Origin of the sequence: Emticicia aquatilis (genome assembly GCF_014644295.1) — a bacterium.
GTDB classification, from domain to species: domain Bacteria; phylum Bacteroidota; class Bacteroidia; order Cytophagales; family Spirosomataceae; genus Emticicia; species Emticicia aquatilis.
This window is the reverse complement of record NZ_BMKK01000002.1, coordinates 420252-434767: the sequence shown is the minus strand read 5'-3', so window position 1 is coordinate 434767 and position 14516 is coordinate 420252. Positions and strand designations below refer to the sequence as shown.

General features: G+C 35.2%; 13 protein-coding genes and 1 tRNA gene. 8 read left to right on the top strand and 6 right to left on the bottom strand.

The window, feature by feature from the left end; all coding sequences use genetic code 11:
* Positions 1–11: 11 nt before the first annotated feature.
* A complete protein-coding gene (gene dnaB, locus IEX65_RS06080) occupies positions 12–2660 on the bottom strand; it encodes a replicative DNA helicase (protein WP_188765127.1) in 2649 nt (882 codons plus the stop codon).
* 270 nt (positions 2661–2930) lie between these two features.
* Between dnaB and IEX65_RS06075 the strand changes: the two genes are divergently transcribed.
* Complete coding sequence (locus IEX65_RS06075) at positions 2931–3881, top strand: PhoH family protein (RefSeq protein WP_188765126.1); 951 nt, start codon at positions 2931–2933, stop codon at positions 3879–3881.
* Between the two features lie 52 nt (positions 3882–3933).
* The gene (locus tag IEX65_RS06070; RefSeq protein WP_188765125.1) at positions 3934–5211 is read left to right on the top strand and encodes a M43 family zinc metalloprotease; all 1278 of its coding nucleotides are present in this window, start codon (positions 3934–3936) and stop codon (positions 5209–5211) included.
* Here IEX65_RS06070 and IEX65_RS06065 read toward each other — a convergent pair.
* On the bottom strand, positions 5208–5822 hold the full coding sequence (locus IEX65_RS06065; protein WP_188765124.1) for a DUF2911 domain-containing protein: 615 nt from the start codon (positions 5820–5822) through the stop codon (positions 5208–5210). The genes IEX65_RS06070 and IEX65_RS06065 overlap by 4 nt on opposite strands.
* A gap of 75 nt (positions 5823–5897) precedes the next feature.
* On the opposite strand from IEX65_RS06065, the gene IEX65_RS06060 reads away from it, so the two are divergent.
* Entirely contained in the window at positions 5898–6368 is a 471-nt protein-coding gene (locus IEX65_RS06060; protein WP_188765123.1) for a deoxycytidylate deaminase, read from the top strand.
* A gap of 73 nt (positions 6369–6441) precedes the next feature.
* Here IEX65_RS06060 and IEX65_RS06055 read toward each other — a convergent pair whose 3' ends face one another.
* On the bottom strand, positions 6442–6954 hold the full coding sequence (locus tag IEX65_RS06055) for an FKBP-type peptidyl-prolyl cis-trans isomerase (protein WP_188765122.1): 513 nt from the start codon (positions 6952–6954) through the stop codon (positions 6442–6444).
* An 85-nt stretch (positions 6955–7039) separates the two neighbouring features.
* Here IEX65_RS06055 and IEX65_RS06050 point away from each other — a divergent pair, with 85 nt between their 5' ends.
* Both IEX65_RS06050 and holA read left to right on the top strand, forming a co-directional pair.
* Positions 7040–7642, top strand: coding sequence for an acyl carrier protein phosphodiesterase (locus IEX65_RS06050; RefSeq protein WP_188765121.1), 603 nt, complete (start codon positions 7040–7042; stop codon positions 7640–7642).
* A 17-nt stretch (positions 7643–7659) separates the two neighbouring features.
* Positions 7660–8667, top strand: a complete 1008-nt coding sequence (gene holA, locus IEX65_RS06045; protein WP_188765120.1) for a DNA polymerase III subunit delta — start codon at positions 7660–7662, stop codon at positions 8665–8667.
* Between the two features lie 103 nt (positions 8668–8770).
* On the opposite strand, the gene IEX65_RS06040 is transcribed toward holA, so the two are convergent.
* A tRNA-Met gene (locus IEX65_RS06040) sits at positions 8771–8844 on the bottom strand.
* A 201-nt stretch (positions 8845–9045) separates the two neighbouring features.
* Here IEX65_RS06040 and IEX65_RS06035 point away from each other — a divergent pair.
* Positions 9046–9429, top strand: a complete 384-nt coding sequence (locus tag IEX65_RS06035; RefSeq protein WP_188765119.1) for an START-like domain-containing protein — start codon at positions 9046–9048, stop codon at positions 9427–9429.
* A gap of 87 nt (positions 9430–9516) precedes the next feature.
* Positions 9517–11001: an LptF/LptG family permease gene (locus IEX65_RS06030; protein WP_188765118.1), complete on the top strand. Its 1485-nt coding sequence runs from the start codon at positions 9517–9519 to the stop codon at positions 10999–11001.
* Between the two features lie 40 nt (positions 11002–11041).
* Here the strand turns inward: IEX65_RS06030 and IEX65_RS06025 are convergent, their stop codons facing one another.
* Positions 11042–11683 carry a deoxynucleoside kinase gene (locus IEX65_RS06025; protein WP_188765117.1) on the bottom strand — a complete coding sequence of 214 codons (642 nt, stop codon included), beginning with the start codon at positions 11681–11683 and terminating at the stop codon, positions 11042–11044.
* A gap of 138 nt (positions 11684–11821) precedes the next feature.
* Here IEX65_RS06025 and trhO point away from each other — a divergent pair, with 138 nt between their 5' ends.
* A complete protein-coding gene (gene trhO, locus IEX65_RS06020) occupies positions 11822–12856 on the top strand; it encodes an oxygen-dependent tRNA uridine(34) hydroxylase TrhO (RefSeq protein ID WP_188765116.1) in 1035 nt (344 codons plus the stop codon).
* A gap of 93 nt (positions 12857–12949) precedes the next feature.
* Here the strand turns inward: trhO and rlmD are convergent, their stop codons facing one another.
* Positions 12950–14371, bottom strand: a complete 1422-nt coding sequence (rlmD, locus tag IEX65_RS06015; protein WP_188765115.1) for a 23S rRNA (uracil(1939)-C(5))-methyltransferase RlmD — start codon at positions 14369–14371, stop codon at positions 12950–12952.
* Positions 14372–14516: the final 145 nt, after the last annotated feature.

The following is a 14516-nucleotide window of genomic DNA, read 5'->3' as shown; positions in this document are numbered from 1 at the left end:
TGTTAATTTTTTTAGAACGGGAAATCGGTCTCGGCATCCAGATTTCTTGGTTGATTTGCTTTGCTTCCAAGCGTGACTGTCCCCCCTCCTGTATTTGAACTTGGTGGTGCACTTCTTTCGAAATTATCTAAGGCCCCAGTTGTATTGATTGGTTTTGGCATATTGAAATCACCAAAATTATCCTGACCTGGAAGTGGTGTATAGAAGCCATCTAAATCTGTAAACTTAGTGTATTTACCAATAAATTTGAGTTTCACAGTATCCACATCTCCACTACGGTTTTTGGCAATAATTACCTCACCAACTCCTTCGGTTGAATTACCTTGTTCGTCTTGAGTAATTTTATAGTATTCTGGACGATACAAGAACATAACCATGTCTGCATCCTGCTCAATAGACCCCGATTCACGTAAATCTGAAAGCTGCGGACGCTTGTCTCCTCCACGAGTTTCTACTGCACGACTTAACTGCGAAAGTGCAATTACTGGTACATTAATTTCTTTGGCAAGGTTTTTCATGGCTCTTGAAATCGCAGCAATTTCCTGTTCACGATTTCCTTTTCCACCACCGCCACTTTCGGCAGTCATCAATTGTAAGTAGTCAATGATAACCAATCCAATATCAAACTGTGCTTTCAAACGACGACACTTAGCACGCATTTCCAATATAGAAAGGGCAGGGGTGTCATCAATATAAATTGGTGCTGAAGATAAATTCTTTATTTTTTGGTGCAACTGAACCCACTCATGGTTTTCGAGTTTGCCTTTACGTAGTTTATTACTGTCAATTTCAGCTTCTGCCGAAATCAAACGAAGCATTAACTGAGTTGCTGACATCTCTAATGAAAATAAAGCCACAGGAACTCCCCACTCAACAGCAGCATTACGCATAGCAGAGACTACAAAGGCGGTATTGTGAGTGACTGTCATATCTTCGAGTAAAAAAAGACGATTTCCATCAATTTCAAACCCATAATAATTATCAACTTTGTCAAACTCAACTTTTATTCCTGTAACTCTCCAATCTGCTTTTGCTTTTAGTGGTCGAGCTTGTTTACGCTCAATCTTCGTTGGAATTGAGTCTAAGTTTCCAAAAATCCTTACTCTAAACGCTTTGCCTTCAAAATTTAGGGACTTTATTGTTGTCTTTTTTTCTTTAATAGAAGTTCTAAAACCTAAACTATCACACAAGAATTTTATTTGCTTGGCTAATTCTTCATTTTTTTGAGTAATCTCAAAACAATTAAATTTAGCATCATAATTACCATCACTATCTAACAATCCAGCTAAAAGGTTTAAACGGTTTTCTGTAGAATTAATTAAATAATGTTGAGGAATATGCTTGTTTTGTAGCAAATTCAGTTCTCTAAGTTCATTCTGAATACTAAAGTAGTCTTGCTGTCCTTTAAACCCTTTTGTAATTGCATAATTATTAGTTTTTCCTTCTTGCTGATACGTAACCAGTTCAAGATTTAATTTTTGAGCATATTGGTCTAAATATCCAACAACTTCAGTATCAACATTTGTTATTCTTGAACTGTAAGAATGTCCATCTCCAAGCCAGAGACCTAAGAAATAGGGTTCAATTTCAAGACTTTTTTCATCAAATTCAACTGCAACTTTATATCCTTTATAATTGCTTTTGAATTTGTCTGATTTTTCAAGAAACTCTTTTACAGTTATATTCAGTATTTCTCCTTTTTTGTGTTTTCCTTCGTTCCTACTTCTTTTAAGTGACAGGATATGGCTTTCATTTACACGATAGTCAATGCCTTTGTTTTGGCGAATCCAATACATTTTTTCTTGACCTCGTGCTATCGAAAGAACTGTTCTTGGAGTAGAATCGTCACCCATTAGAAGTTCACCTGTTTCAATATCTTCAACATTTTTCAGAGAACCGTCAAACATCAAAACTTTAGTGCCTTTTCCTAAACATTTCCCCATCGCTGGCCTTGCTGCAATGATGGTTAATTCAGTATTTTGCCAACCACTCGTGATGCGGTCAAGAGCAGTAAAGCCACTGGCTACACCAGTGAGGCCATCTTTATTATTTTTCTTTTTCTCCAATTCTTCAATGGTTGCACGCATGATTGTGCTTGCATCGGCGTAGTTTTTACGAATATTACGCTCAGAAATTTCAAAGAAATTTTGTTCGATTTTATCTAAAAGCGTAAATACGTCGGTAGTATCTTCATAAGCATCTTTCAAAATGTCTCCCGCAATCTTAATCATATCACGCTTGATAGCAGATTGAGTAATAATACGAGCATGATATTCAATATTTGCTGCCGAATTTACTTTATTCGTCAATTTTACTAAGTAAGAAGCACCACCAATAAACTCAAGCTCACCGTTACTCCTCAACTGAGTAGTTACGGTGAGCATATCTATTGGCTCTGATTTACCAAATAATTGAAGAATTGCGTTATATATTCTCTGATGAGATTCTTTGTAGAAACTTGATGGTTGAAGAATATCAACAACCGAGGTAAGTGCATCTTTCTCAATCATTAATGCACCCAAAACCGCCTCTTCAAGTTCAACTGCTTGAGGAGGTAGTTTGCCAGTTTCATTTCGGAAACTTTCTAAGAATAGATTTTTTCCAAAACCTCTTTGGCTATTTCTATCGCCAGTATTGCTATTTTGATAACTTTTTTCCATAATATTAATACAATGTTAAGCATAAAAAAGGGGTTTTGAAATACCCTATATCTTTTAATATTATATCAATACTTTTGTAAATGGCTGATAATCAATTATTAATCTAAGTTTAATGATTTTTTTGTGGAAAAATAAACAAATTTGTGAATAATTTTTGAACTTTGGGAAACCAAATAGACCAAACAATTGAGGCTTTTTGGATATTTAGTTATTAATTGTGGGGTTTAGCTGATTAAACCTCATCCACATTTAAACAATATATTTTTTATTTTGACAGATAAAGTATTCACATTAGACGAAGAAATCTCATTGACCGATTTTCTTGGAGTAGAAAACATTAATATCAAAGAGGTTGCAAGTGCATTTCCATTGAGCAAGATTATTTCTCGTGGAAATCAGATTTTGATAAAGGGAAATACCGAAGAGATTAATAGAATCTCAGATGTATTGGAGGCGATGATTGAGCATTTGCAAAAATACGGACGCATATCAATCGACCAAGTAAAGAGTTATATCAAAGCAGATGCAGAGGCTGCTACTCATGAAACCCCTGACGATGAACTTATTTTAGTAGGTACAAAAGGGAATGCCATCAAAGCAAAAACTGCCAACCAAAAGAAGATGGTCGAGGCATCAAAAAACTTTGATATAATGTTTGCAACTGGTCCTGCCGGTACTGGTAAGACCTATACAGCTGTGGCATTGGCCGTAAAAGCTTTGAAAGAAAAGCAAGTAAAGAAAATAATCATTACCCGACCTGCCGTTGAAGCTGGTGAAAACCTTGGTTTTTTGCCAGGCGATTTAAAAGAGAAAATCGACCCGTATTTGAGGCCAATCTACGATGCCCTCGAAGATATGATTCAATCAGAAAAACTAAAGTTTTATATCGAAAATCGTACGATTGAGATTGCTCCCTTGGCTTATATGCGTGGTAGAACGCTCAATAATGCCTTTATTTTGCTTGATGAAGCCCAAAATACCACACCTATGCAAATCAAAATGTTTTTGACTCGTATGGGGCCGCTCTCTAAAGCAATTATAACTGGTGATAAAACTCAGATTGACCTTCCCTCTAAACAAAAGTCAGGCTTGGCTGATGCTTTATATATTTTGAAAGATATTAAAGGCATTGGATTCATCGAATTAGATGACAGAGACGTTGTGCGTCATAAGTTAGTACGAGATATTTTAAGAGCTTACGAAAAAGCAGAGAGTAACTAAACTACTCATAGGTTTTGCAACCAAATCTATTTGTAGAATCGTCTTTATAGATATGAAAAGAAATATATACATCTCGGCTATTTTTGCTCTAATAAGCATCAATTCGATGGCTCAGAAGGTACGTTCTTGTGCCAATGAATTCTGTGATTCGGTTGCCAAAACTACGAATACTCAGTATCAATTTAGAAAAATGAGATACGAGCAGGTTTTGGAAAATCAGATAAATATTCAGAAAAATTTTAGGGTTGCATCAGATATAATCCGAATTCCAGTTGTGGTTCATGTGATTCATAACCAAGTGAACGGATTAATTGCTGGAAGTAATATTTCAGATGAACAGATTTACTCTCAGATTAAGGTCTTGAATGAAGATTATCGAAAAAAAGAAGGTACTTTAGGCTTCAACACAAATCCTGTGGGTGCTGATGTTGAGATTGAGTTCTTCTTGGCAAGCATCGACCCATCTGGAAACCCATCTTCTGGCATCACAAGACATTATTCTTCACGAAGTACTTATAATATTGTGAATGATAATGATAGAATGTCGCTATCGAATCTTGGGTATTGGGACAGTAATAAATACTTGAATATTTGGGTAGCTGCTTTTAGTTCGGGATACATCGGTTATGGTGAATTCCCTTTTGCAGAATCTATTGATGGCCTTGATGTTGATTCAGATGAAAGAGTAGATGGGGTATTTATTGATTACACAGTATTTGGAAAAAAAATAGGTACAAACAAATCTGGTATTTATAGCTTTGGTAGAACCGTGACGCACGAAATTGGCCATTGGATGGGACTTTATCATACTTGGGGTGACGAACGTTGTGGTACTGATTACGTAGCTGATACGCCAGCGGCTGCCGCAGCTAATAGTTCAGCTTTTTGTAGAGATGTGTTCTCCACTTGTTCAGGCACCCGTACACGAAATATGATTGAGAATTACATGGATTATTCACCAGATTCTTGTATGAATATCTTTACTCAGGGTCAGAAAGAAAGAATGAGAGCGGCACTTGACCTCAGTAAAAGACGTAAACGAGTGTTGAATTATGCAAAATTCCAATTGCCACCTTCAACGTCTTTGCAAGTTAATGTAGAAAACCCATTGCCTCGTACTAATCTTCAATTTCAGGTCTTATTGCCTGATTTTCAGGATTTTAACTTAATTGTTAGAGATATTTTCGGACGTAAAGTTTATAATGAAACGTATCTTGATTTACCGAGTACAATAGTAACACTAAAAAATAAAGATTTGCCGCCTGGAGTTTATATCGTCAGTGTAACTTCCAAGCAGCAAGTTGTTCAGAAGAAATTAGTGCTTTACTAATTTCTTCTCTTTTTCTTCTTTTTACTTTCTTTGGCAAGTTCTCCAATTTTTTGAATTGGCACTGTTACTTTTACGTTGTCCCATAGTAAAAGCATATTAAAACCATTTGTAATATCCTCAAATTGAATTGTGAATCCTTCATAGATGTCTGTATTAGTGCTAACATTAGCCTCAAAATTTAACACATTTTTGTTTGAATCGTAACTAAAATCACCCCACTGACCCAATTCTGAGTTAAAGATAATTGTCCATTTTTCTTTGTTTGGAACCGTAAAGAGGGTGTAAGTACCTGCTGGTAGTTGAGTTTCTCCAATTTGTATATTCGTGGTAAAAGTTATTTCAGTAGCTTCATTTGCCCCTGTTCTCCAAAGCTTTCCGTATGGTACTAAATTTCCAAAAATCTCACGTCCTTTCTTTAAAGGTTGTCCATAAGTGCATTTTACGTAGTTATTTTCGGTGGTTTTAAGATTCGCTATAACGATTGGACTACTTCTAACTTGTGGTTTTACGATGCTGTCATTTGATGTTTTAGCAAATACTGAAGTTGAGGTTAAACAAAATAAGATAAAAAGAAAACTTAAAGACACACAACCGTTTGAGTAAGATTTCATAATTTAGCGTTTTGATTTTTTAAGATATCAAAAAGGTGATTTTTGTTATAATTTTTACAAAGTAACGACCATTTTATGGAAAAAGTTGTAAAACAACGCCCAGATTTTGATGAAATTTTTATGGAATTGGCACAGAATCTTGCATTACGTTCGCATTGTGTCAAGGCTCAAGTTGGGGCTGTACTTACAAAAGATACACGAATTATTTCGATTGGTTATAACGGTCCACCCGCAGGTACACACAATTGCGATGAAGAGTTTCCAGAACATGGGTGTCCACGAGATTCAAAAGGTAGTTGTTCATTGGCTCTTCATGCCGAGCAAAATGCCATTTTGTACGCTTCTAAAAATGGAGCGAATATTGAAGGTACAACACTCTACGTAACATTATCGCCATGTATTGCTTGTGCAAGGGTGATTTATTCGATGAAAATCAAGAAAGTATTCTATGCAAAATCTTATGCTCAATATAAAGGGATTCCGAGCGATGAAGGAGTTGATTTTTTAAGAAAATTCGGAGTTGAGGTTATTCAATTTGGGATTTAGTTACTGGGAAATTGGTTATTGAGTAATTAGTGAAAAACACCAACTTTCGATAACCAATTTCCTAATCCACTAATTAATGCACAACGCCGCCTTCGCCATGTACATGGCCGTGAGCTATTTCATCTTTTGTTGCATCTCTTACGCCCAAAACCTTGCCCTTAAAGTGCATATTTTGACCAGCCAATGGGTGATTAAAGTCAAGGATAACAAATTCGTCAGTAATTTCTACAATTCTTCCGTTCATTCGATTTCCTTCGTCATTTGAGAATGGAATCATATTTCCAATCTCAAGCATTCCTTCTGGCACTTTTCCGTCCTCAATCTTAAAGTTTTCAATCGGGAAATCAATAACTGCTTCTGGGTCAGGCTCGCCATAGCCATCAGCTGCATCCACCGAAAATTTAAATTCATCACCAGCCTGTAATCCATCTAATTGTGCTTCAAAAGCTTCTGGTAAGCCACTCATACCTTGAATGAACACCATCGGCTCATCATCTTGCACAATTTCGAGCATTTCTTTATTACTTCCGTCGCCAATTTCTAATTCATAGACTATTTTTACGACTTTGTTTGCTTCGATTTTCATCAATCAATTTTTTTGATAGTTTATAGATGTTATTTTTCTAACTTTGTCGCAAACGTACGCATATTCAATTATTTTAATGAATTTTTTGGCACATTTATTTCTTTCTGGCAAAAACGAAGAGCTAATGGTTGGTAATCTTTTAGAAGATTTTGTCGTAGGAAGAATCGAGCATCCACGGAATGCTGGTTTTAGTCAAGAAGTAAAAGATGGAATATTATTACACCGATTAATTGATAGTTTTACAGATACTCATTCGGCGGTAAGTGCTTGTAAATCAGTATTATATGCGAAGTATCATAAGTATGCCGCAGTTTTGATTGATATTTTTTTTGACCACTACTTGGCCACTCATTGGACAAAATATTCAAACGAACCTTTTGATGATTTTAGAAAAAGAGTTCACGTTTCATTTCAAAATCACTGGGAAATTATGCCCGATAGAATGAAACCCATGATTGAATCAATGATAACACACGATTGGCTAAAAAATTATGGAGAATTTTGGGGAATCGAACGGGCTTTGACTGGTATCTCAAAACGAACAGTTTACGATTCAAATATGGAAAAAGCAACCGAAGACTTGAAGATTCATTACGAATTATTTGGCGAAAATTTTGCATTGTTTTTCCCCGAAATGATGATGAAATGTAATCAATTTTTAGAAGAAAAAGGTTACAATATTATTTAATTATATAGTATATTTAGATGTCAGAAATTTTAAAATCAATCAAGAAAGATTCTATAAAGCCGTTATATTTTTTACACGGCGAAGAGCAGTTTCATATTGAGCAGATTGTCGAAAAAGTTCAAAGTTTAGCCATTCCCGTTCATGAAAAAGGTTTTAATGAATTTGTACTTTTTGGTAAAGATTTAAGTGTTGGAGCATTGTTGAATTACGCACGTCGGTTTCCGATGATGGCAGAGAGACAACTCATCATTGTAAAAGACGCTAATCAGATTCAAGGGATTGATTTGAAAGAAAATCAAAAACTAATTGAAGATTATGCTCTCAATCCTTTGCCTTCAACGATTTTGGTATTAAGTTTTTCAAACGCACAAGACGAACGCAAAACATGGGTAAAAGCTTTTGCAAAAAATGGTGTTTTACAAAATTTTAAAAAGCTTTATGATAATCAGTTACCTGAATTTGTGGCTTCGTATTGCCACGGGCGTGGGGTTAAGATTAGCATGAAGGCCATTCAATTATTGATTGAACATATTGGTAATGACCTAAAACGTTTGACTGGCGAGTTAGAAAAAGTGATTTTAAACGTAAAATTAGGTGAAGGAATTGATGCTGATGTTATTCAGAAATATGTTGGAATAAGTAAGGAATACAATGTTTTTGAACTGCAAAAGGCATTAACTCAACGAGATGTGGTGAAGGCGAATCAAATTATTATATATTTTGGTAATAATCCTAAGGACAATCCGATTCAGCCGGTATTAATAATTTTATATAATTTTTTCAGCAAAGTTTTGTTAATTCATGGCTCAAACGATAAATCAGAATCAGGCGTTTCTTCTTTACTAAAAGTCAATAGTTTCTTTGCAAAAGATTATTTAGCGGCTGCACGAAATTATTCTTTGTCAAAATTAGCTTTTGTGATACATTGTATTAAAATTGCTGACCTAAAATCTAAAGGAGTAGAAGCGGGCGAAGAAAATGAGAGCGATATTTTGAAAAAACTGATTTTTGAGATATTACACTAATAGTGATTTTTTGTCAGCTAAATGTCTTTGATTACAGACTTTTGATGATTTTTCAATCAAAAAGGCATAAAAAAAGAGTCTCAAAATTGAGACTCTTTAGGTGTTGCGGGAAGCGGGATCGAACCGCCGACCTTAGGGTTATGAATCCTACGCTCTAACCATCTGAGCTATCCCGCAGTATTTTTTAATATTTTTAGAGACTTTTATTGTTGTCCCGAAGAATATGTTGCAAAATTACACAAAGTTTTCTTACATTGCAAAAAAAGTAATTTAAGTAATCCAAAATTTCACAAAAATTTATAGAAATTCTTGGAATAGTTATCTAATAAGGCTAAATCGAGTTCGGTTTAGGTTATATTTTCTAAATTTTTAAGAATTATGGACAAATTCAAATTTTCTCGAGAATACGAATTTAAGGCATCACCAAAAGTTTTGTATCCGTACTTTAGTACGCCTGCTGGTTTACAGCAATGGTTTGCTGCAAAAGTGAAATATACGAGCGATTCTAATTTTGATTTTGTGTGGGATAACGAAAGTCACCCAGCTCGTATGTCAGTGCAAAGGGTAAACAAACTCGTAAAATTTGATTTTTTGAAAGACGACCAAAGAGGCAATTTTGTTGAGTTTAGATTAGACCAAAGTGAATTAACCAATGCAACTTTCTTGAAGATTACTGATAATTCAGATAATACTGATGAGTCGGAATTGGAAGACATCTGGGATGATATGATTTACAAACTAAAGGAAATAGTGGGAGGGTGAGTATTATTTTTGTTAAATAAACTTAATGGACTTGTGAAAATGGATTTCCTGTCGGAATTTTGTGCCGCAGAATCATTACGTCTTTGAATGAAGAAAATTGATATTTTAGTAATTAGGTCTTTTATCGGGCCATTCATATTAACTACCTGTGTGGTAGTTTTTATTTTTTTGATGCGTTTCCTAATGCTTTACTTCAATGATTTTGTTGGTAAAGATTTAGGATACGATGTATTCGGAAAACTTTTTGTTTACTTCTCTCTCATAACAGTTCCTATTGCATTACCACTTTCGGTATTGCTGGCTTCGTTAATGTGTTTCGGGAATTTAGGTGAGTACAGCGAGCTGACGGCTATCAAATCGGCTGGTGTACCTATATCACGTGTGCTTCTTCCTGCAATGATTTTTGCATTTGGTGTTAGTATCTTTTCATTGTGGTTTAACAATACCGTAAATCCTTGGGCTAATCTTAAAGGATACAGCTTGCTATATGACGTAAAAACTACCAAAGTGACTTTAAATGTTAAAGAAGGGATTTTTTATAAAGAAATACCTGGGTATAGTATAAAAGTGTTAAAGAAGTTTCCTGATGGAAAAACGCTCAAAGGAGTTACGATTTATAATCATGCAAGCAATAATGGTAATGTAAATGTTACTTTGGCTGATTCGGGAAGGATGTACACAATGTATGATAATACTTATTTAGTGTTTGAATTGTACAATGGAACTAACTACGTTGATTATAAAGCCAATGATGGAAATTATAACGAAACTCAATTCGTAAAAAATAGCTTCAAGCAAAACAAGATGGTATTTTCTTTAGAGTCTTTCGGAATGCGTCGCACCGATGAGTCTCAGTTTAAATACCATGAGTACATGAAAAATATCACTCAACTGAATAATCAGGCCGATTCGGTGGCGATGGATATTGACAAAACTTTGAAATCACAAATTACTACCGCTACTCAACTTTACAATTTTCAGTTTAAGAAATACCCAATTGATACTTCAAAAGCTGCTCGTGAAAAAAAGCCAATTGTTGGTGGAAAATGGGTCAACGAAAAACTAAAACTTGGTGAGAATTCATACCGCCTTGACGAAACATTTGAAACGGCTATTTCACAAGCGAAAAACCTGCGTGACCAGTTTACTACAACTGTTGACATTGTAAAGAGTAAAAAAAGAGATGGAATAAAAGCCCAAGTTGAAAAATGGCATAAGTTTACAATGGCTTTTGCGTGTTTTGTGATGTTTTTGATTGGCTCATCACTTGGTTCAATCATCAAAAAAGGTGGGTTTGGTATGCCAGTGTTGCTTTCAATTACATTTTTTATTTTGATGTACGTTTTGATGCAACTTGGCGATAAATATGCCAAAGAAGATATTTGGCCTGTGCTTTTAGGAGTTTGGATGCCTGATGCTGTACTACTCATTTTTGGTGTTTGTTTCCTTTCTAAAGCAACCAATGATGCACGTTTGTTTGAGAGCGATATTTATGATGTCTATTTCGATAGATTAAAAACTTATTGGAAAAACAGGAAATTCTTTAAACCTAAAAATGCAGTTATCTCATAATCAAATGAGCCATGAATTCTAATTTCATGGCTCGTTTGTTTTATATATTTTGTATTTCGAGTTGCGTACCCATACTAATATTGCGGTCGATGATTTCTATGATATGCTCAAAATCTTCGTTGCGTTCGGCATAGTCGAGGTTATTTACATCTATCACCAGTAGCTTTCCGTGAGTATAAAGGTTGGCAAAGTCTTCGTATAGTTTATTCAAACTTATCAAATAATTAGGGTCAATATTTTTCTCAAAATCACGTCCTCGCTTACTAATTTGACGTTGTAGCTTGGGTAAGTCAGCTCTCAAGTAAATCATCAAATCTGGGTGCGTAATTGCCTGTGTGATTGTATTGAACATACTTTTATAGGTCTGATAATCTGTTTCATTAAATTTACCAGACTCATAAAGATTGCGGGCAAAAATATACGCATCTTCGTAAATCGACCTATCTTGAATAATTGTTTTTTCTTCAGTTAGTTTTTTTATCTTCAAAACTTGCTCAAATCGACTATTGAGAAAGAAAATCTGCAAGTGAAATGCCCATTTTTCCATGTCTTCGTAGAAGGGAGGTAAGTATGGATTTCCATCAACCGCTTCGTATAATACTTCCCAACCATAATGATTTGCCAGTTTAGTAGCTAAGGTAGTTTTGCCGGCACCTATATTGCCCGTAATCGCAATGTGCATTGTTACTTTATGAGAGTTAGCTTAAATATAATTTACAAATTAAGGCTTTATCTGATAAAAATCATAGAATAAAAAAAATATGTTTCGTAATTTTGCAGCAATTCAAATCAAGTTTACACCTTGAAAGATTGAAAATCAATGGAAAAACATACAAATTCAATTACTGAGAATCCAGTAAGTACATCTACTAATTATCAAGTTCTGCTTTATTATATTTATTCGCCCATCGAAAATGTAGTGGAGTATCGAGACATTCATCATCAATTTTGCTTAGAAAATAATCTGCTGGGTAGAATAATTATTGCTCCAGAAGGCTTGAATGGTACAGTTTCTGGTCTGGCAGAAGATACTGAAAAATACATGGCTTGGGTAAAATCTGACCCAAGGTTTGCTAAAGTTGATTTTAAAGTTGAGAAAGTTGAAAAACATGCTTTCACTAAACTTTATGTTAGAATCAAGAAAGAGATAGTTCATTCAGAACTGCCAGTTAATCCTTTAGAGCAAACTGGTAAACACCTCGAACCCGCCGATTTCAAGGAATTAATCAAAAGCGACCCTAATGTGGTTTTGGTTGATATGCGTTCAAATTATGAGCATTCAGTTGGGAAATTTAAAGGTGCGGTAACTTTTGATATGGAAAATCTTCGTGAGCTACCAGACCATGTGAATGAAATTGCTCACTTGAAAGACAAGAAAATTGTAACCTATTGTACGGGTGGAATTAAGTGCGAAAAAGCAAGTGCGTATCTGCTTTCACAAGGGTTTACTGATGTTTATCAATTACATGGAGGAATCATCAAATATGGTTTAGAAGAAGGTGGAGAAGATTTCGATGGAAAATGCTACGTATTTGATAATCGTTTGACTACGGATGTCAATAGTGTTAATCCTGTAATTATTTCAAAGTGTCATATTTGCGGAACAGAGTCAGACCGTATGGTCAATTGTGCAAACCCTGATTGTAATGAACATTTGCCTATTTGCGAAAAATGTGGTCATGAAATGGAAGGAGCTTGCTCAGTTGCGTGCAAAGAAAACCCACGAAAACGCCCATACGATGGAACAGGCTATTATGCCAAAACCACTGTTGGGTACAAACCAGAAATTGCCTTCAGAACTCGAAAAAACACCAAAACCTTGCATATTGTTGAGGAATTAGGGTTGAACCCCTAACCCCTAAAGGGGAATTTCCTGTTTTCGGTAATTACAAAAAAGGCTTCAACTTTTCCTGATGGGAAGTTGAAGCTTTTTTTGTAAAATTCCCCTTTAGGGGTTAGGGGTATTCTTCAAATCTAATCTAACCACATTTTCTACATGGTGTGTATGTGGGAACATATCAACTGGTTGCACTACCGAAATATCATACTTTTCACTCAATATTGCCAAGTCACGAGCTTGTGTAGCTGGGTTACAACTCACATATACGATTCGTTTCGGAGCAGCTTCCATTAAAGTTCTTACTACTGGTTCGTCCATACCTGCACGTGGAGGGTCCGTAATCACAACATCAGGTTTGCCATGCTGTGCAATAAACTCATTTGTTAAAAACTTACGCATATCGCCAGCATAGAAGGTTGTATTGTGTAATTCGTTTACATCAGAGTTAATTTTTGCATCTTCAATTGCCTCAGGTACATATTCAATCCCGATTACCTTTTTCGCTTTTTTTGCCACAAAATTTGCAATCGTTCCTGTACCTGTATATAGGTCATAAACCAACTCATTACCAGTTAAATCAGCTAACTCTCTTGTAATCTTATATAATTCATAGGCCTGCTCAGAATTAGTTTGGTAAAAAGATTTTACCCCAATTCTGAATGTTAAATCTTCCATACGCTCTTCAATATAAGGTTTGCCATAATAGGTATGAACCTCCAAGTCAAAGAATGTATCGTTGCGTTTTTGATTAAGGATATAATTCAACGAAGTTATTTGCGGAAAAGAAGTGTGCAAATGTTCCATCGTTGCTTTGATATCCTCTTTATTGTCTTGAGCAAATTGCACCATCACCATCAAATCACCCGTTGTTGAGGTTCTAATCATGATGTTTCTCAGAAAACCTTCGTGGGCGATGTGGTCATAGTAGGTATAATTATTAGCATTAGCGAAGTCACGTAGCGTAAGCCTAATATCATTCGATGGGTCGGCTTGATGATAGCATTTTTCAATCGGTAATACTTTCTCAAAACGTTTTGGAACGTGAAAACCCAAAGCGTTTTTGCTCATAGCTTCATCGGTATTGATTTCATCTCTCGTAAACCATCTACTGTTCGAGAAAGTATATTCTAACTTATTTCTATAAAATTGTGTTTTTGCTGAACCTAAAATTGGTTTTATGGCTGGCAAATCGAGCTTTCCAATTCGTTTGAGCTGGTCACTTACCTGAGTAAATTTTAGTTCTAATTGTTTTTCATATGGTACATGTTGCCACTTACATCCGCCACAAACGCCAAAGTGTTTACAAAATGGCTCAATTCTATCTGGCGAGTATTCCAATATTTCAAGAACATTTGCTTCGGCATAGTTTTTCTTTCTGTTGTTTACAAAAAGCTTTACTTTATCGCCTGGATGAACATTGCTTCCCTCAATAAATATTACCTGACCATTGTGTTTTGCAATACATTTACCTTCGGCGGCAAAGCTCTCAACTACAATCGACTCAATTACAAATGTCTTAACTTTTCCCATTATCTATTTTTCTTTTGAAATCGTATATTTTACGTTTTCTCTTTAGTTTTAATTCACAAAAGTATTTAACTTAGCTTGAAGTTCAAAATCCAACCTTTGTCCCGCAATTTTCGTCTATATAAATGAAATTCCCTATGAAACTTAT